This is a genomic window from Bacillus yapensis (assembly GCF_005280205.1).
Classification (GTDB): domain Bacteria; phylum Bacillota; class Bacilli; order Bacillales; family Cytobacillaceae; genus Robertmurraya; species Robertmurraya yapensis.
Genome location: NZ_SUND01000021.1, coordinates 1 through 19,444 on the forward strand (window position 1 = coordinate 1; position 19,444 = coordinate 19,444).

20 protein-coding genes, 1 rRNA gene and 1 other annotated feature are annotated in these 19,444 nt (G+C 40.1%); all 21 genes read left to right on the forward strand.

Annotation, left to right across the window (positions count from 1 at the left end; all coding sequences use genetic code 11):
• The 21 genes from rrf (at position 1) to rplK (ending at position 19,242) form a co-directional block, all read left to right on the forward strand.
• Positions 1–117 (forward strand): 5S ribosomal RNA (rrf, locus tag FAR12_RS20080).
• 578 nt (positions 118–695) lie between these two features.
• Positions 696–1,157, forward strand: coding sequence for a CtsR family transcriptional regulator (locus tag FAR12_RS20085; RefSeq protein WP_126410562.1), 462 nt, complete (start codon positions 696–698; stop codon positions 1,155–1,157).
• A gap of 29 nt (positions 1,158–1,186) precedes the next feature.
• Entirely contained in the window at positions 1,187–1,729 is a 543-nt protein-coding gene (gene mcsA, locus FAR12_RS20090) for a protein-arginine kinase activator protein McsA (protein ID WP_126410563.1), read from the forward strand.
• A 1-nt stretch (position 1,730) separates the two neighbouring features.
• Complete coding sequence (gene mcsB, locus FAR12_RS20095; RefSeq protein ID WP_126410564.1) at positions 1,731–2,795, forward strand: protein-arginine kinase McsB; 1,065 nt, start codon at positions 1,731–1,733, stop codon at positions 2,793–2,795.
• Between the two features lie 91 nt (positions 2,796–2,886).
• Positions 2,887–5,325 carry an ATP-dependent protease ATP-binding subunit ClpC gene (clpC, locus tag FAR12_RS20100; RefSeq protein WP_126410565.1) on the forward strand — a complete coding sequence of 813 codons (2,439 nt, stop codon included), beginning with the start codon at positions 2,887–2,889 and terminating at the stop codon, positions 5,323–5,325.
• Positions 5,326–5,420: 95 nt separating this feature from the next.
• The gene (radA, locus tag FAR12_RS20105) at positions 5,421–6,815 is read left to right on the forward strand and encodes a DNA repair protein RadA (RefSeq protein WP_246010462.1); all 1,395 of its coding nucleotides are present in this window, start codon (positions 5,421–5,423) and stop codon (positions 6,813–6,815) included.
• 150 nt (positions 6,816–6,965) lie between these two features.
• Entirely contained in the window at positions 6,966–8,039 is a 1,074-nt protein-coding gene (gene disA / locus FAR12_RS20110; protein ID WP_126410567.1) for a DNA integrity scanning diadenylate cyclase DisA, read from the forward strand.
• 367 nt (positions 8,040–8,406) lie between these two features.
• Entirely contained in the window at positions 8,407–9,489 is a 1,083-nt protein-coding gene (locus tag FAR12_RS20115; protein ID WP_126410568.1) for a PIN/TRAM domain-containing protein, read from the forward strand.
• A 13-nt stretch (positions 9,490–9,502) separates the two neighbouring features.
• The gene (gene ispD, locus FAR12_RS20120; RefSeq protein ID WP_126410569.1) at positions 9,503–10,192 is read left to right on the forward strand and encodes a 2-C-methyl-D-erythritol 4-phosphate cytidylyltransferase; all 690 of its coding nucleotides are present in this window, start codon (positions 9,503–9,505) and stop codon (positions 10,190–10,192) included.
• Positions 10,192–10,671: a 2-C-methyl-D-erythritol 2,4-cyclodiphosphate synthase gene (gene ispF / locus FAR12_RS20125; RefSeq protein ID WP_126410570.1), complete on the forward strand. Its 480-nt coding sequence runs from the start codon at positions 10,192–10,194 to the stop codon at positions 10,669–10,671. Before ispD ends, ispF begins: the two co-directional genes overlap by 1 nt.
• A 62-nt stretch (positions 10,672–10,733) precedes the next feature.
• Entirely contained in the window at positions 10,734–12,191 is a 1,458-nt protein-coding gene (gene gltX / locus FAR12_RS20130) for a glutamate--tRNA ligase (RefSeq protein ID WP_126410571.1), read from the forward strand.
• A 300-nt stretch (positions 12,192–12,491) separates the two neighbouring features.
• Positions 12,492–12,741 (forward strand) — a binding site (T-box leader).
• Between the two features lie 64 nt (positions 12,742–12,805).
• Complete coding sequence (gene cysE / locus FAR12_RS20135) at positions 12,806–13,453, forward strand: serine O-acetyltransferase (protein WP_126410572.1); 648 nt, start codon at positions 12,806–12,808, stop codon at positions 13,451–13,453.
• Positions 13,454–13,455: 2 nt separating this feature from the next.
• On the forward strand, positions 13,456–14,853 hold the full coding sequence (cysS, locus tag FAR12_RS20140; protein ID WP_126410573.1) for a cysteine--tRNA ligase: 1,398 nt from the start codon (positions 13,456–13,458) through the stop codon (positions 14,851–14,853).
• A gap of 5 nt (positions 14,854–14,858) precedes the next feature.
• Positions 14,859–15,278: a Mini-ribonuclease 3 gene (locus tag FAR12_RS20145; RefSeq protein ID WP_126410574.1), complete on the forward strand. Its 420-nt coding sequence runs from the start codon at positions 14,859–14,861 to the stop codon at positions 15,276–15,278.
• Position 15,279: 1 nt separating this feature from the next.
• Positions 15,280–16,020 (forward strand): 23S rRNA (guanosine(2251)-2'-O)-methyltransferase RlmB, encoded by a 741-nt coding sequence (gene rlmB, locus FAR12_RS20150; protein ID WP_126410575.1) that lies wholly within the window; start codon positions 15,280–15,282, stop codon positions 16,018–16,020.
• Positions 16,021–16,025: 5 nt separating this feature from the next.
• Positions 16,026–16,535 carry an NYN domain-containing protein gene (locus tag FAR12_RS20155; protein ID WP_126410576.1) on the forward strand — a complete coding sequence of 170 codons (510 nt, stop codon included), beginning with the start codon at positions 16,026–16,028 and terminating at the stop codon, positions 16,533–16,535.
• 65 nt (positions 16,536–16,600) lie between these two features.
• Positions 16,601–17,260, forward strand: a complete 660-nt coding sequence (sigH, locus tag FAR12_RS20160) for an RNA polymerase sporulation sigma factor SigH (RefSeq protein WP_126410577.1) — start codon at positions 16,601–16,603, stop codon at positions 17,258–17,260.
• Between the two features lie 217 nt (positions 17,261–17,477).
• A complete protein-coding gene (rpmG, locus tag FAR12_RS20165) occupies positions 17,478–17,621 on the forward strand; it encodes a 50S ribosomal protein L33 (protein ID WP_126410642.1) in 144 nt (47 codons plus the stop codon).
• Positions 17,622–17,696: 75 nt separating this feature from the next.
• Positions 17,697–17,876: a preprotein translocase subunit SecE gene (gene secE, locus FAR12_RS20170; RefSeq protein WP_126410578.1), complete on the forward strand. Its 180-nt coding sequence runs from the start codon at positions 17,697–17,699 to the stop codon at positions 17,874–17,876.
• A 155-nt stretch (positions 17,877–18,031) separates the two neighbouring features.
• Positions 18,032–18,565, forward strand: a complete 534-nt coding sequence (gene nusG, locus FAR12_RS20175) for a transcription termination/antitermination protein NusG (RefSeq protein ID WP_126410579.1) — start codon at positions 18,032–18,034, stop codon at positions 18,563–18,565.
• A gap of 251 nt (positions 18,566–18,816) precedes the next feature.
• Positions 18,817–19,242, forward strand: coding sequence for a 50S ribosomal protein L11 (gene rplK / locus FAR12_RS20180; RefSeq protein WP_019157072.1), 426 nt, complete (start codon positions 18,817–18,819; stop codon positions 19,240–19,242).
• Positions 19,243–19,444 lie beyond the last annotated feature (202 nt).

Consider the following 19,444-nt stretch of genomic DNA (forward strand, 5'->3'; position numbering starts at 1 on the left):
TCCGGTGGCGATAGCGAGAAGGTCACACCCGTTCCCATACCGAACACGGAAGTTAAGCTTCTCAGCGCCGATGGTAGTTAGGGGCTGTCCCCTTGTGAGAGTAGGACGTTGCCGGGCAAAAACGAAAGAGTATCCAAAGGGTACTCTTTTTTTGATCGAAGCTCTAATAAAGGTGAGTGTTGAATTTATTACATTGAAAAATAGGAGGAAAAATTCCGGCTAAATCAGGAATTTGACTTACTGCTCTATAAATAGGCGGAATTTCTCCGGTTAAATGGGTATAGTGGGTACACCTGACGAAGAGATCCGACGGTCATAGACGACCAGAGCCTGAACAGTGAAGTTAAGCTTCAGCGCCGATGGTAGTTAGGGGCTGTCCCCTTGTGAGAGTAGGACGTTGCCAGGCAAAGCGAAAGAGTATCCAAAGGGTACTCTTTTTTTGATCTAATAAAACCTTCTTCTAACTCTCCTTTCATTTCCCCAATTCACGTTTGAGAACAGTTAAAAGTGGAGAAATTATTAGAGTATGTTATTTCTAGAAAAATATATTAAATTTTCCTTTCAAATGGCTTCCATCAAAACTCAAATTAGACATCGTGAATACGATATTGTGAAGTTTCCTCCGTTGCAAAATAATATATGCCTCATGTATAATAAAAGTCAAAGATAGTCAAAGTCAGATAGGAGGGGATTTGGTGAGGAACATCTCCGACGTCATTGAACAATACTTAAAGCAAGTATTGGAAATGAGTGAAAAAGAGATCGTTGAGATTAAAAGAAGTGAAATTGCGGACAGATTTCAATGCGTACCATCTCAAATCAATTACGTAATCAATACTCGATTCACAATAGAAAAAGGCTATATTGTTGAGAGTAAAAGAGGTGGAGGCGGCTACATTCGAATCATGAGAGTTCAATCTTATGATTATGTAGATCTAATTGACCAATTAATATCGTTAATTGATAACCGAATCTCTCAAAATAGTGCAGAAAATGTGATATACCGACTTGTTGAAGAAGAAATCATATCAAAAAGAGAAGCAAAAATAATGCTCAGCGTCATGGATCGCTCTGTATTATATATTGATCTTCCTTATCGGGATGAGCTACGTGCCAGAATGCTAAAAGCCATGCTCACGACTCTAAAATACAAATAAGTCAAAGGGTGCCAAAGAGGTGAAATAGGATGCTTTGTCAGGAATGCAATGAGCGGCCTGCAACTTTACATTTTACGAAAATAGATAATGGGGAAAAGACGATGATGCACTTGTGTCAACAATGTGCGCAGGAAAAAGGCGAAGCTTTCATGCTCAATTCAGCGTTCTCGATTAATAATTTATTAGCTGGATTGCTTAATTTTCATAATCATGTTCAGCAAGCTGAGCAACCCCCAGTTGTTAAAAAGGAACCATTACAATGTGAAGAATGTTCGATGACCTATCAACAATTTATTCAAATCGGACGTTTTGGTTGTGCAAACTGTTATGAAACATTTAAAGAGCAAATCAATCCTATTTTAAGACGTTTGCATAGCGGGGACGGGACACATAATGGAAAAATACCAAGTCGCATTGGTGGAGGACTACACTTACGTAAAAACATTGAAACCCTCAAACAATCGATTCAAGAACTCATCACGCGTGAAGAATTTGAAAAAGCAGCGGAAATTCGCGATCAAATTCGTTCATTAGAAAAACAATTAGATCAACGTGATGAGGGAGGGAATTAAGATGTCGTTGGAGAAATTCTTAAATCAAGCTGTAAGCTCTTGGATGAGTGCAGAGGGTCCTGACTCCGATATCGTTTTAAGCTCACGGGTTCGTTTGGCTCGAAACGTTCGCGATTACAAATTCCCGATTGTTTTTTCAAGTGAGGAAGGGCAAAAAATCATTGAATCCGTCTATCGAAGTGTAGAAGGTCAACATTTTTCAACGATTGGAAGCCTGGAGCTTTTGGTGATGGATGAACTACAGCCATTACAAAAAAGAGTTTTGGTTGAAAAGCATTTGATCAGTCCGAATCTCGCGAACAATTCGGTTTTAGGTGCTTGCATTCTTTCAGAAAATGAAGAAGTGAGCATCATGATCAACGAAGAGGACCATATTCGCATCCAGTGCTTGTACCCAGGCCTGCAAATAGCGGAAGCCTTGAAGGTTGCGAATGAGATCGATGACCATATCGAACAGCATGTAGATTATGCTTTTGATGAGAATATTGGTTATTTGACCAGCTGTCCAACCAATGTTGGAACAGGACTCCGAGCATCGGTGATGATGCATCTTCCAGGTTTAGTGTTAACCCATCAGATGGGGCGTATTGTTCCTGCAATTAATCAGCTTGGATTGGTCGTACGAGGAATTTATGGAGAAGGCAGCGAGGCTTTAGGGAATATTTTTCAAATTTCTAATCAAATTACGTTAGGAAAATCTGAAACAGATATTGTTGAGGATTTACAAAGTGTAGTTGCTCAATTGATTGCTGAGGAAAGATCAGCAAGAGAAGCATTAGCGAAAACTTCGAACATAGAATTAGAAGACAAAGTGTTTCGATCCTATGGAGTCTTATCAAACTGCCGTATCATTGAGAGCAAAGAAGCAGCGAGTTGTTTATCGGATCTAAGGCTTGGGATTGACATGGGGTATATCAAAAATATCTCGAAAAACATTTTGAATGAATTGATGATACTTACGCAACCAGGTTTTTTACAACAATATGCGGGAGGTCCGTTAAGACCGGATGAACGGGATGTACGGAGAGCTTCCTTAATACGAGAACGATTGAACTTGGAACAATAAAGGCAAGATAGTTTGGCTGTTGCCAAAAATCATAAAGGAAAGATATTTTGGCTATTCGCCAAAAATCTTACATGATAGGGAGGATATAGAGATGATGTTTGGACGATTTACAGAAAGAGCGCAGAAAGTATTAGCTTTAGCCCAAGAGGAAGCAAATCGTTTAGGTCATAACAATATCGGAACAGAACATGTACTTCTTGGTCTTGTACGAGAAGGAGAAGGCATCGCGGCAAAAGCCCTATACGCATTAGGTCTAGGTTCTGACAAAATTCAAGAAGAGGTAGAAAACCTCATCGGAAGAGGGCAAGATGCTTCACAAACCCCTCATTATACGCCAAGAGCGAAAAAGGTTATTGAACTATCCATGGATGAAGCGCGTAAGCTAGGTCATTCCTATGTGGGAACGGAACATATTCTACTTGGATTGATTCGTGAAGGCGAAGGCGTAGCCGCTCGTGTGTTGAATAACTTAGGTGTAAGCCTAAATAAAGCACGTCAACAGGTATTACAACTTCTAGGAAGCAATGAGTCAGGTGGGCATCAAGGAGGTTCTGCCGCTAGTGCTAATACACCGACACTTGATAGTCTTGCTCGTGACTTAACAGCGATTGCTCGAGAAGGAAGTCTTGATCCGGTTATTGGCCGTAGCAAGGAAATTCAAAGGGTGATTGAAGTATTAAGTCGCCGTACGAAGAACAATCCAGTGTTAATCGGAGAACCTGGAGTAGGGAAAACCGCGATTGCTGAAGGGCTTGCCCAACAAATCGTGCATAACGAAGTTCCTGAAATTTTACGTGATAAAAGAGTTATGACGTTAGATATGGGAACGGTTGTTGCCGGAACGAAATATCGCGGTGAGTTTGAGGACCGCTTGAAAAAGGTTATGGATGAAATTCGCCAAGCTGGCAATATTATTTTATTCATTGATGAGTTACACACTTTAATTGGTGCCGGTGGAGCAGAAGGAGCGATTGATGCTTCAAACATCTTAAAGCCTTCTCTTGCTCGTGGAGAGCTTCAATGTATTGGTGCGACAACTCTTGATGAATACCGTAAATATATCGAAAAGGATGCAGCGTTGGAGCGTCGTTTCCAGCCAATTACGGTGGATGAACCAACTGCTGAAGAATCCGTGCAAATTTTAAAAGGGTTACGGGATCGTTATGAAGCCCATCACCGTGTATCGATTACAGACGAAGCAATTGATGCAGCAGTGAAGCTATCGGATCGTTATATTTCTGATCGCTTCCTTCCAGATAAGGCGATTGATTTAATTGATGAAGCAGGCTCGAAGGTAAGGCTTCGTTCTTATACAACGCCTCCTAACCTTAAGGAGCTTGAAGTGAAGCTAGAAGAGGTTAGAAAGGAAAAGGATGCTGCAGTACAAAGCCAAGAGTTTGAAAAGGCGGCTTCCTTAAGAGACTCTGAACAACGTTTACGTGAACAATTGGAAGAAACAAAGAAATCGTGGAAAGAAAAGCAGGGCAAGGAGAACACAGAGGTAACGGTAGAAGATATTGCGAGTGTTGTTTCGAGCTGGACGGGAATTCCGGTTTCAAAGCTAGCACAAACTGAAACACAAAAGCTCCTTAACCTTGAAGAAATCTTACATTCTCGTGTAATTGGGCAAGAAGAAGCGGTTAATGCCATTTCGAAAGCCGTTCGTAGAGCCCGTGCTGGCTTAAAGGATCCGAAGAGACCAATTGGTTCATTCATCTTCTTAGGACCTACTGGGGTAGGGAAAACCGAGCTTGCTCGCGCTTTAGCTGAAGCGATGTTTGGCGATGAAGATGCGATGATTCGTGTCGATATGTCCGAGTATATGGAAAAGCACTCTACATCAAGACTTGTTGGTTCACCTCCTGGTTATGTAGGCTATGAGGAAGGCGGTCAGCTAACTGAAAAAGTCAGAAGAAAGCCGTATTCTGTTATTCTTCTTGATGAAATTGAGAAGGCCCATCCAGATGTCTTTAATATCCTTTTACAAGTATTAGAGGATGGACGTTTAACAGACTCTAAAGGAAGAACGGTTGATTTCCGTAATACGGTATTAATCATGACTTCCAATGTGGGAGCAGAATCACTAAAACGAAATAAGTATGTCGGCTTTAACCTTCAGGACAATGAGCAAGATTATAAGGATATGAAGGGCAAAGTAATGGAAGAGCTGAAAAAAGCATTCCGTCCAGAATTCTTAAACCGTATAGATGAAATCATTGTCTTCCATGCACTAGAGAAAAAGCACTTAACGAATATCGTTAACTTAATGTCTGATTCTCTAATCAAGCGTCTAAAAGAACAGGATATTGATCTTAGGCTTACAGCTGCAGCGATTGAGAAAATTGCTGAGGAAGGCTACGATCCAGAATACGGAGCACGTCCGTTAAGAAGAGCGATTCAAAAGCATATCGAGGATCGTTTATCGGAAGAACTTCTAAGAGGAACAGTTCTCACTGGACAAACGATTACGATCGAAGTTGAAAATGGGGAGTTTACTGTGAAAGCAGGAACCCCACAATTGAATAAGTAAAACAATAGAGGTATTCGCGGGAACTCCCTGCGGATACCTTATTTCTTTTTCGAGCAATTTGTAATAAGGTAGAGGTAAGACAATATGGGACGAGGATGATCGAGTTGAAAAAAGTAAAAACGGTTTATATATGTACAAGCTGTGAGACCCCCCATCCAAAATGGCAAGGATTTTGTAATGGCTGTGGTGAGCTTGGGACGCTAAAAGAAGAAATCACCGGGGCCGAATCCAAACAAACAAAACCGAGAGCGGCAAAAAGCAATATTGCGGTCAAGCGTTTATTAGATACGAGTTCGTCAAAAAGCGATCGCCTCGTGACTTCTATCTCTGAATTTAATCGCGTCATGGGTGGAGGAATCGTTAAAGATTCTCTTTCGATTATTACCGCTGTACCAGGGGCGGGGAAGTCTACCTTGTTGCTACAAGTCAGTCAGGATTTAGCTTCAAAGGGATTTAAAGTTCTGTATGCATCAGGGGAAGAAAGTGAAAGTCAAATCAAGAATCGGGCGGAGCGAATTCTTCCAAGCATTCACGAGAATATTTGGATTCATTCCGATACGAGTATGAATAATGTGCTTGGCATTATTGAGACGATTGATCCGGACATAATTATTATTGATAGTATTCAAACTTTTGTGCTAGACGAGTATCCTTCCAGACCCGGAAGCCCGACGCAGACGATGGAATGTGCGAATGCGATGCTCAAGGTAGCAAAAAGCGCCGAGCGTCCAAGGGCCGTGATCATGGTTGGGCAAATGACGAAGGATAATGAATTAGCTGGTCTTCGTGCTCTTGAGCATTTGGTTGATACAGTGCTTATTTTAGATGGGGAAGAAGGCGAGGAGCTTAAGCAGCTTTCTGCTAGCAAAAACCGTTACGGAAGTACAGGGGAAATGGGCTTCTTCTCGATGGAGGAGAATGGCTTAAGAGCGATTGATAATCCATCGGAATTTTTTATTACCCAACGAAATGAGATTGTTAGTGGAAGTGCGTTAACAGTTATTAAGGAAGGAACAAGACCGATTATTGTTGAGGTAGAAAGCCTGGTCTCTCCTACGTTTACTCCGTATCCGTCGCGAGTTGGGGAATGTATGCGGAAAGATCAGATTAGTACCCTGACAGCTATTTTAGAGCAAAGAGCGGGACTACAGATGCTTACACAAAATGTGGTCATCAAGACTACAGGAGGTATTCGCCTGAAAGAAACATCGAGCAACCTCGCTGTATTAATGAGCATCGTTTCTTCTTACAAGGGAAAAGGGATTCCGAATGATGTTGTCTTCATTGCAGACATTGGTTTAACAGGTGAATTGAAAAAGGTTCCTACACTTGAGCCACGCATTCGTGAAATTGAACGAATGGGCTATAAAAAGGTCTTTATTGCACGCAATGCCTTGCGAAACCCGAAAGCTTTTACCGATATAGAAGTCATCTCATGTAACACGTTAACCGAAGTCATTGATAAGGTATTTAATTCTATGCCGTTTTAAAATGGATCCTATTTGGGTCCATTTTTTTCTTATGCTTAAGATTAAATTTGTGAATACTAAAGCTTGTCGCTGAATATTTTACCTATGCTGCCATATCTTTAAAGAAGAGGATTACCCCTATACAGTATATAAAACAGAGGAGGACAGAACTTGGAAACTAAAAGGTCGACTGATATCACTGTTGCTGAGATACTTCAACTGATTGCTCCTGGTACACCGATTCGAGAGGGGATCGATAATGTCCTCCGTGCCAATACAGGAGGGTTAATTGTCTTTGGCGAATATGAAAAAGTAAAAGGGATCGTTGATGGAGGATTTCAAATTGATTGTTCATTTTCCCCAAGCTTTTTATATGAATTGGCCAAAATGGATGGGGCGATTATTTTAAATGAATTCGGAGATAAAATTTTGATTGCGAACGCACAGCTCGCACCTGATCCGAGTATTCCCACAACGGAAACGGGGATGCGCCACCGTACAGCTGAGCGGGTCGCAAAACAAACAAAAGCGCTTGTTATTGCAATTTCACAGAGAAGAAATGTCATTACGTTATATCAAAGTAATTTTCGCTATGCATTGCGTGACATTGGCGTGATTTTAGCAAAAGCGAATCAGGCGCTACAAACATTGGAAAAATATAAGGTTGTTCTTGAGCAAAGCATTGCTAACCTCGGTGTATTGGAATTTGAAGAGATGGTCACCTATAGCGATATCATCAAAGTCATACGCCGCTTTGAAATGGTGTTAAGGATTAAGAATGAGCTACTGACCTATCTAAATGAATTAGGTACAGAAGGGAGGCTCATACGCTTGCAAATGAACGAGCTTTTAACAGATATTGAAGCAGAAGCGGCATTAGTTGTTAAAGATTATACTGCAACAAAGGATATCAAACCAAGAGAGACACTTAAAAGGTTGCAGGAGCTAGCTCACGGAGAAATGCTAGAGGATGCGGCTGTGCTGAAATTGCTAGGGTATACAGGCTATGTCCATATTGATGAATTTCGCTGCCCAAGAGGGTATCGGATGCTTAATAAGATTACGAGACTACCTCCTGTTATTATTGAGAATCTCGTTGAGCGTTTTCAGGAGCTGCGTCATATTGTGGCGGCATCAGTGGAGGAGCTAGATGAGGTTGAGGGGATTGGGGAAGTGAGGGCGAGAAAAATCAAAGAAGGTTTGAAGCTGATTAAGGAGCAATTATTCGCAGATCGACAAATCTAAAATGTTAAAAATTGGTATTTTGGGATAAGTTATATATTTTATTGGATGGAGAATTTGCTAAAAACGAACGAAGTAGATATAAAGTCATATAGGAATGTATTAAAAACAAACTATTTTAGGAATATTATATCAAATGTTCGTTTTTTGTTCGAATATCCCTTAGTTGTTAAATCATCTCATTTGACACTTTTTTTTCACGGTGCTACGCTTAATGAGGAACATACAATTTTTATATGGGTCTAATGGGCTTGTCATTTTTCTAATATAACAAAAGTATTTCACTCTATTAACAATACTGAAAAAACTATGTAATATTACGTTTCAATTTATAGAATTTGTTTATAATGAATAGAAGGAGGTGAAGGGGATGTTAAAGCGTATTATTCAAGCTTGCTTCCTTATAACAGGTGGAACGCTAGGGATATTCCTTATTAGCGATCTATTAACTTTAATCAATTTAGAAAATGTAACCATACTCAATAATCCTTACATGACTGCCATAATTGGTGCACTTATATTCTATCTTATTACTTTTTGGGCAGTTGATTATGTCGTTGATTTTGTCAAATGGTTTGAGGAGTCTTTAATAAAGGTTCCAATTACGGATATTTTATTTGGTAGTGTTGGGTTAATTCTCGGATTAGTGATTGCCTTTTTAGTGGGATTTGCCTTAAATATGATTGAAGTGCCAGTGTTGAACACGGTAGCTCCAATTTTATTAACGTTATTATTTGGGTACCTAGGCTCTCAGGTCGGTCTGAAAAAACGTCATGAACTTATGACTCTTTTTACAAGAAATAAGAAGAAGACTGCTGAAGAAGAGGCGGAACCAGCTAATAAGAATGTGTTAAAAATATTGGATACAAGTGTCATCATCGATGGTAGAATTGCGGATATTTGCCAAACAGGATTTCTTGAAGGAACGGTTGTCATTCCACAATTTGTTCTTGCAGAATTGCAGCATATTGCGGATTCTTCTGATGCATTAAAGAGAAATCGAGGGCGACGTGGTCTTGATATTTTAAATCGAATTCAAAAAGAGCTTTCTGTTAAGGTAGAAATTTATGAAGGTGATTTTGAAGAGATTCAAGAAGTCGATAGTAAGCTAGTTAAGTTAGCGAAGATTACAAATGGTGTCGTTGTGACAAACGACTTCAATTTAAATAAAGTATGTGAATTACAGAAGGTTGCTGTCCTCAATATTAATGATTTGGCGAATGCGGTTAAGCCTGTTGTTCTCCCAGGTGAGGAAATGCATGTACAAGTTATAAAAGACGGGAAAGAGCAAAATCAAGGGGTTGCCTATTTAGATGACGGTACGATGATAGTTGTAGAAGGCGGTCGTGATTATATCGGAAAGCATATCGAAGTGCTTGTCACGAGCGTATTGCAAACATCTGCTGGTCGAATGATTTTTGCGAAGCCCAAGTTATTAGAGAGAGCACTGTAAGAGGGGATTAATTATGGCTTACGAAGTCATTATTCCTGCAGCTGGTCAGGGAAAAAGAATGGGAGCGGGGAAAAATAAGCTTCTATTAGAATTGAACGATGTACCAGTATTGATTCATACATTAAGAGTTTTTGAACAGGACCCTCAATGTGAAGGGATGATATTAGCCATTTCACCTGAGGATGAAGAGTCGTTTCGAAAGCTCCTTGAGCGATATAATATTCAAAAAGTTTCTAGTCTTGTGTACGGTGGGAAAGAACGTCAGCATAGTGTTTATAATGGGCTTATGGCAGCAAGCACTGATGACGTGATTTTGGTACACGATGGGGCAAGACCTTTTATCGATATCAAATTCATTCATGAATTAGTAGAAGTGGCCAAGGACGATGGTGCAGCGGTAGTTGCCGTTCCGGTCAAGGATACGATTAAAAGAGTCCAACACAACGAAGTGGTAGAAACAGTGGATAGGTCAAGCTTGTGGGCGATTCAAACCCCACAAGCTTTTCGTATTTCCATTTTGAAAGAAGCACATAAGCGTGCGCAGGAAGCTGATTTTTTAGGAACCGATGAAGCAAGCCTTGTCGAAAGACTGCCATATCCGGTAAAGATCGTAGAAGGTAGTTATGATAATATAAAGCTGACGACAAAGGAAGATTTATACTTTGCAGAGGCTATTTTACGGAAGACGAAAGGTGAGAAATGATGTTTCGAATTGGACAGGGTTTTGACGTACATCAATTAACAGAAGGTAGACCGCTGATTATCGGTGGAATTGAGATCCCTTACGAAAAAGGATTACTAGGACACTCTGATGCAGATGTACTATTACATACGATCACAGATGCTTGCTTAGGAGCAATTGGGGAAGGGGATATTGGTAGACATTTTCCTGATACAGACCCCGCTTTTAAGGATGCAGATTCAGCAAAGTTATTAGAACATATTTGGGGCATGATTAAGGAAAAAGGCTATGAGCTTGTGAATGCCGATTGTACGATTATTGCTCAGAAGCCAAAAATGGCACCTTATATAGAACAAATGAAAAATCGAATTGCGGAACTTTTAGAGTGTGAACCGGAACAAATTAATGTGAAAGCAACAACTACAGAAAAACTCGGTTTTACTGGGCGTGGAGAAGGCATTGCCTCTCAAGCAGTTGTCTTGCTTCAAAAAGTGAAATAAAGGCTCGATCTCGCTATTTTAGCGTGGTATGATAAATCTCAAATATATATAGGAGGATCATTATGTCAAACGATATTCGTGTCCGTTACGCACCAAGCCCAACGGGACATTTACATATAGGAAATGCACGTACAGCATTATTTAATTATCTTTTTGCAAGAAATCTTGGAGGTACGTTTGTTATCCGTATCGAGGATACCGATAAGAAGCGTAACATCGCTGGTGGCGAAGAAAGCCAGTTAAAGTATTTAAAATGGCTCGGCATGGATTGGGACGAAAGCATCGATAAAGATGGCGGATTTGGTCCATATCGTCAATCTGAGCGAAACGATATTTATGAAACTTATTACAAAGAGCTTCTTGATAAAGGGCTAGCGTATAAATGTTATTGTACAGAGGAAGAACTAGAAGCAGAAAGAGAAGCACAAAGTGATTCCAAACAAATTGCCGGATACTCTGGTAGATGCCGTCACCTCACTGCAGAACAAAAAGCACAATTTGAAGCAGAAGGCAGACAGCCAAGCATTCGTTTCCTTGTTCCAGAAGGAAAGGTTTATGGATTTGACGATATGGTAAAAGGCCATGTTTCTTTCGAATCTGATGGCGTTGGTGGCGATTTTGTTATTGTTAAAAAAGATGGTACACCAACTTATAACTTTGCTGTAACAGTGGATGATTACTTGATGAAGATTTCTCATGTTCTTCGTGGAGACGATCATATTTCTAATACACCAAAGCAATTAATGATCTATGAAGCGTTCGGCTGGAAAGCGCCAGTATTTGGTCATATGACGCTTATTGTGAATGAAAGTCGTAAAAAGCTAAGTAAGCGTGATGAGTCTATCATTCAGTTTATTGAGCAATACGAGGAATTAGGTTATCTTCCAGAGGCGTTATTCAATTTTATCGCTCTATTAGGTTGGTCTCCTGTAGGAGAAGAGGAGATATATTCGAAAGAAGAGCTAATCAAAAGCTTTGATGCAGAGCGTTTATCGAAATCACCTGCGTTATTTGATAAGCAAAAATTAGCTTGGATGAACAATCAATACATCAAGACGATTGATGTTGAAAGACTTGTGGAGATTTCCTTGCCTCATCTTGTCAAAGCGGGTCGTGTTTCCGCGGATATGAATGACGCAGAATTACAGTGGGCAAAAGACTTAATTGCACTTTACCAAGAGCAAATGAGCTATGGAGCTGAGATTGTTGAACTGTCTGGTTTATTCTTTAAGGATGAAGTAGAGAGAGACGAGGAAGCGAAAGAAGTTCTTGCTGATGAGGATGTTCCAGCAGTTTTAGCAGCCTTTTTACAAGAGGTAGAGCAGTCTACAGAATTGAATGCTGAAAGTGTAAAAGCTTCTATTAAGGCTGTTCAAAAGAGCACTGGTCAAAAAGGGAAAAAGCTGTTCATGCCGATTCGTGTTGCGACAACGGGTCAAACACATGGACCGGATCTTCCAAAAGCCATTGCTCTACTTGGTCGCGATAAAGTCATTCAGCGTTTAAAAGAGCTTTTATAAGGAAGAAGCGTACTTCTTGTTAACAGATTAAAAAAAATATAATATAGTATATATACCAGAATTGAATCACAATGTAGTTCGTAAAGGCTGTTTTCGTAAAGACTGTTGTTAAAATCCTACTGCCGTTGGCCAGCGGCCGATTTTAACGTAGAAATAGCCATTTGGTGCATCGTAACTAGTTTGTAAGCTCTTTTCTCATTAGTTTACGACTAGTTATCATTGAAAACAAAGATTACTTAATTGATTTTTTGTTCCAAAAGTAACAAAGTTTGAGAAAAGAGCCTTTGTAAATATATAATGCAAAAAATGTTGATGAGGAAAAGTAAGAAAGCAATGCTTTAAAGAGAGGACCAACTTGGTTGAAATTTGGATTTCGCCTTGGCTGAAAATTGGTTCAAGCCCCTTGCTTTCTGAAATGCGCCTCAGAGTCCCTCTTCGAAAAAGGTCAACCTTTAGTAGATTAGGGCGGATGCTGCCGTTACCAGTGTAAAGTTGAGGCCACTCATGTGGCCTAAACAGAGTGGAACCGCGCGGGAAAAGCGTCTCTGTCATTATTGACAGGGGCGCTTTTTATTTTGGTAAGGAATTAGGCTTTTCGTTAGGGGGATGGAGAAATGTTTAAAATGCTCAAAGAAGATATTGATGTAGTTTTTGATCAGGATCCTGCTGCTAGAACATATCTAGAAGTAATTTTAACTTACTCTGGATTGCATGCGATCTGGAGTCACCGAATTGCACATGCATTTTACAAACGAAAGCTTTATTTTATCGCGCGAGTCATTTCGCAAGTCAGTCGCTTCTTCACAGGAATTGAAATTCACCCAGGGGCTAAAATAGGGAGAAGATTCTTCATTGACCATGGGATGGGCGTTGTGATTGGAGAAACATGCGAAATCGGCAATAACGTCACAGTTTTCCAAGGGGTCACGCTAGGTGGAACAGGGAAAGAAAAGGGGAAAAGACATCCAACGATTAAGGACAATGCCTTAATTGCCACGGGTGCAAAAGTGTTAGGTTCCATCACGGTTGGTGAAAACTCGAAGATTGGAGCGGGCTCTGTTGTGCTAAAAGAGGTACCGCCTAATTCAACGGTTGTTGGGATTCCAGGAAAAGTCGTGATTCAGGATGGCATTAAGCTGAATAAGGATCTTAATCATTCAGATCTTCCGGATCCGGTTGCTGATCGCTTCAAAGTGCTAGAAGATACAATTTTAGAATTAAAAAGAGAAATCAAGGATTTACAGCGTGAAAGGAGCCTTTAAGGATGGCTATCAAAATTTACAATACATTAACAAGAAAAAAAGAAGACTTCATACCTCTTGAAGAGGGAAAGGTTAAAATGTATGTGTGTGGACCTACGGTTTATAACTATATTCATATCGGAAATGGTCGCCCACCAATCGTTTTTGACACGGTTCGAAGATATTTTGAATATCGCGGATATGATGTGAACTATGTTTCCAATTTTACGGATGTAGACGATAAGCTTATTCGTGTGGCGAATGAATTAGGAGAAACTGTTCCTGAAATCGCGGACCGTTTTATCGAGGCTTATCATGAGGACGTTCATGCACTAGGATGCCGTAAAGCGGATGTGCATCCACGTGTAACGGAAAATATGGATATTATTATCGATTTTATTAACACGTTAATCGAAAAAGGATTTGCCTACGAATCTGAAGGTGACGTCTACTATCATACACGTAAATTCAAGGAGTACGGGAAGCTTTCCCATCAATCAATCGATGAGCTACGAGTAGGTGCACGTATTGCTGTTGGAGAAAAAAAGCAGGATGCCCTTGATTTTGCGCTCTGGAAAGCGGCTAAGCCTGGAGAAATTTCTTGGGATAGTCCGTGGGGCAAAGGTCGACCAGGTTGGCATATTGAATGCTCCGCGATGGCGCGAAAATATTTAGGCGATACGATTGATATTCATGCAGGTGGACAGGATTTGGCGTTTCCACACCATGAAAACGAAATTGCCCAATCTGAAGCGTTAACTGGAAAAGCATTTGCTCGGTATTGGATGCACAATGGCTATATCAATATTGATAATGAAAAAATGTCAAAGTCTCTCGGCAATTTTGTCCTTGTTCATGACATTATTAAGCATCATGATCCACAGGTTCTAAGATTTTTCATGCTTTCTGTTCATTATCGTAATCCGATTAACTATACAGATGAGCTCCTGGAAAATACGAAAACAGCGCTTGAGCGTATTAAGACATCTTATCAAAATCTCAAGCACCGTATGGATGCAAGTACAAACCTCACTGAGGACAATCAAAAATGGTTGGAGCAAATTGAAGCTCTACGAAAACAATTCATTGAAGCAATGGATGATGATTTTAATACAGCGAATGGAATTTCCGTTCTGTTTGATTTATCCAAGCTTGCGAATCTCTATTTGATCGAGAAAAATACAGCGGTTGAAGTGATTGAAGCATTCATGAACGAGTTTAAGTCACTATTTGGCGTGCTTGGATTAACGCTTGAAGAGGAAGCTCTTCTTGATGAAGAAATCGAAGAATTGATCCAAAAACGTATCGAAGCACGTAAGGAACGTAATTTCCAATTAGCGGACCAAATTCGTGATCAGCTGAAGGAAATGAATATTATTTTAGAGGATACTCCTCAAGGCATTCGTTGGAAAAGAGGCTAATACGGATGCTCCAATACGATAGCAATTTAGATGTAAAACAATTAAATAGTCTAGCGTTAGCCTATATGGGTGATGCTGTTTTTGAAGTATATGTTCGGGAGCATCTTTTGAAAAATGGGAATGTGAGACCGAATAACCTTCATAAAGAAGCAACTAAATATGTATCTGCAAAGGCGCAAGCAAGTATTATCCGGTATATGCTTGATGAACAACTTTTAACAGATGAAGAAGTTGCGGTAGTGATGAGAGGGCGAAATGCGAAATCAGGTACCGTACCAAAAAACACAGATGTGCAGACCTATCGGTACGGTACTGCTTTTGAGGCCTTAATCGGTTATTTATATTTACTAAAAAGAGAAGAGCGGCTGGAAGAATTGGTGTTGCTTTCTTTAAATTTTGTTAGTGAAAAGAAAGGAGGAGCTTAAGTTGAGTCAGGATTATATCATCGGAAAAAACCCAGTAATTGAGGCGCTAAAATCTGATCGTGATGTGAATAAGGTTCTGATTGCTGAAGGTTCTCAAAAAGGGCAAATGCAGCAAGTGATTGGCTTAGCGAAAGAACGAAATGTAATGGTGCAATTTGTACCGAAGAAAAAAATTGATGGCTTAGTGGAGGGCAATCATCAAGGTGTAGTTGCCCAAGTTGCCGCTTACCAATACGCAGAGATAGAGGATCTATTTGCTGCTGCGGAAAAAAAGAATGAGGCTCCTTTCTTTATTCTTTTAGATGAGATTGAGGATCCCCATAATTTAGGTTCCGTCATGAGAACGGCTGATGCGGTTGGGGCTCACGGCATTATTATCCCGAAGCGAAGAGCAGTGGGATTAACGTCTACCGTGGCCAAGGCCTCTACCGGAGCAATTGAATACATCCCTGTTGTCCGGGTAACCAATATGGCTCAAACGATTGACAAGTTGAAAGAGCGAGGTGTTTGGATCGCTGGTACGGATGCAAAAGGAAAAGAAGATTTCCGCTCTTTTGATGGAACAATGCCACTTGGACTTGTAATTGGAAGCGAAGGAAAAGGAATGGGACGATTAATTCGTGATAAATGTGATTTCCTTATTAGCTTGCCGATGAAAGGGAAGGTAACCTCATTAAATGCTTCTGTTGCCGCGGCGCTTCTTATGTATGAAGTTTTTCGAAAACGTTACCCACTTGGGTGAAGAAAATGGACATCCTGATTGTAGACGGCTATAACATAATCGGAGATTGGCCAGAATTAAGAACGTTGAAAAATAAAGATTTAGCTGCAGCAAGAGATCGTTTAATTGAAAAAATGGCGGAGTACCAGGCGTATTCCGGATATCGGGTGATTGTCGTATTTGATGCCCAGTATGTAAAAGGAACTGAAAAAAAGTTAAGTAACCACAAAGTAGAAGTTATTTTTACACGAACAAACGAAACGGCCGACGAAAGAATTGAAAAGTTGGCCATTTCTTTAAATAACCGAAAAACACAGATCCATGTTGCGACGTCTGACTTCACTGAGCAATGGGCCATTTTTGGACAAGGTGCCCTGCGTAAGTCCGCGCGGGAACTGTTAATCGAGATGGAATCAGTGGAAAAAAAGATCGAAAAAAAGGTCAAAAAAATACAACAAACGGGACCTAGTTCAAGAATTCCTCTTAGTCAAGAAGTGGCAGAAATTTTTGAAAAATGGCGACGTGGTGAGCGATGACTGGTTGACGGCAGAAAAAAGCCTACTGTATAATATTGCTAACTAGCCAGGTCGGAGGGATCCTAGTGAGTGCTGACTACAAAACAAAAGAAGATGAAAACTTTGTTGATTATATCCAGCTAGAAGATGAAGAAATAGTAGAGTTGGTTCATCAAGGTACTGGTGAGGCACTAGATTACTTGATTCACAAGTACCGTAATTTCGTACGCGCTAAAGCTAGGTCCTATTTTTTAATTGGTGCAGACAAGGAAGATATTGTCCAAGAAGGCATGATTGGTTTATATAAAGCCATTCGTGACTTCAAGGAGGACAAGCTTACATCTTTTAAAGCGTTTGCAGAACTGTGTATTACAAGACAGATCATTACCGCCATTAAAACAGCCACAAGGCAGAAGCATATTCCGTTGAATTCTTATGTTTCTTTGGACAAGCCAATTTATGATGAAGAATCTGATAGAACTTTAATGGATGTGATTTCTGGAGCGAAAGTTATGGATCCGGAAGAACTGATCATTAATCAGGAGGAGTTTGACCATATTGAAGTCAAAATGTCCGAGCTTTTGAGTGATCTTGAACGGAAGGTTTTGGCGCTGTATTTGGACGGACAATCCTATCAAGAAATATCAGAAGAGCTCAATCGACATGTAAAGTCTATTGATAACGCTCTCCAAAGGGTAAAGAGAAAGCTAGAAAGATATTTAGAGGTTCGAGAACTGACACTTTAGCATTAGGTCGTTCCTACTGAAATCATTGTCTAGCTCCGAGCGCTATCGGCTCGAGGTCAGAACCCAATCCGTCAAGGAGATTAAAGTGCAATCTCCTAGCCGGCTCGTCTTCTGCTTGTCGCCGATGTGCAAGCGCTCTCCGCTTTTCATATTGACACTATACTTTGTCCATGTTACAGTTTTAGAGATATAGAATGGGAAATAGTAGGTGGCTTTGATGATTAAAAAGGTTGCTTTAGCCTGTGCAGAGTGTGGTTCTAGAAACTACTCAACGACAAGCAAGAAGGAATCAGAACGTTTAGAATTAAAGAAGTTCTGCAGTACTTGTAATGCTCACACGCTCCACTGTGAAACGAAATAAATAATGATTTTTGGCTCAGGCCAAAATATCAATCCTTTATTATATATAGCACCTTAAAAGTTGGAGGTCTCACTCATGCATCGCATCATTAATTTTTTCAAAGACGTCGGCCGTGAAATGGGAAAAGTTAGCTGGCCTAAAAGGAAAGAGCTAACTAGCTATACAGTTACGGTTCTAGTAACAGTAGTATTCTTTACTATTTTCTTTGCGGTTATCGATTTAGGAATTTCTGAATTGATTCGTTTAATTCCTTGAATAACCCCTATGTCTTAATGGTATAATGGAAAATGTGATAGGAATTCATACAAAAGCCCGGAAACGGGTTTTTTAATTTGGGAAAAAATAGACAAGTCTAATTTTGGGTGCGTATTTTTTAATTGTAGGGAGGGAAGGACGGATCGTCCTGACACATGGAAAAGAATTGGTATGTAGTTCACACATACTCAGGCTACGAAAACAAAGTGAAGACGAACTTAGAAAAGCGTGTCGAAACAATGGGCATGCAGGACAAGATCTTCCGTGTAATCGTACCAGAGGAAGAAGAAACTGATTTTAAGAATGGTAAGAAAAAAACAGTAAAGCGCAAGGTGTTTCCTGGTTATGTGCTAGTTGAAATTATCATGACGGATGATTCTTGGTATGTTGTTCGTAACACTCCAGGGGTAACTGGATTTGTAGGCTCAGCAGGCTCAGGTTCAAAACCAACGCCGCTTTTACCGGAAGAAATTAACTCTATCTTAAAAACATTAGGTGTAGAGGAAAAACGAATTGATATTGACTTTGAATTAGGGGAAACGGTTCGCGTTAAAGAAGGTCCATTTGCGAACTTCACTGGCTCTATCGAAGATATTGACAAAGACAAAGGGAAACTTAAGGTTCTGGTTAATATGTTTGGTCGCGATACGCCAGTAGAACTAGAATTCACACAGATTGATAAGCTGTAAGAAGCTAATTTAGATAATCTTGTGAATTTCCAAAACTTATTATTGCATTTCTTTCCGAAAAAACTTGAAATCGAATTGGAAAAGTGATAATATTTCAAAGGTCAGTATGTCTTTTAGAAGACAAAGTATTGCCAAGCTCTTTATTTTTATATAAGGACAACAAGTTGAGTGGGAGGGACGTTTTTCTTTGGTGAAAACCGAATGGAAATCAACCCTATTACCACATCACGGACTTTAAGGAGGTGTGTCTCGTGGCTAAAAAAGTAATTAAGGTCGTAAAATTACAAATCCCTGCAGCTAAAGCTAATCCAGCTCCACCAGTTGGTCCTGCATTAGGTCAAGCCGGTGTTAACATCATGGGATTCTGTAAAGAGTTTAACGCTCGTACAGCTGAACAAGCTGGTTTAATCATACCTGTTGAAATTACGGTATTTGAAGACCGTTCATTTACATTTATTACGAAAACTCCACCTGCTGCCGTTCTTCTTAAGAAAGCAGCTGGAATCGAGTCTGGTTCTGGTGAACCAAACCGTAATAAAGTAGCAACAGTTAAGCGTGATAAAGTACGCGAGATTGCTGAATCAAAAATGCCTGACCTAAATGCAGCTAGCGTTGAAGCAGCTATGCGCATGGTTGAAGGTACTGCACGCAGCATGGGTATCGTTATCGAAGACTAATTCATGCTTATGTTTTATGTTCGTAATCATACAATTACGAATTAGTTGATTAAAGGGTTGCGACGTTGAATTTGGTTTCACTCGCAACCTTTGTTCTGTTAAAAAAGCTAGTTCTAATTTGAACGATGCTTTTGAAGTGCCAAGTAGTACCACGCTTGTCGCTTTTAAGTGGGAGGTTATCCGCTAAAACCACAATTCAAGG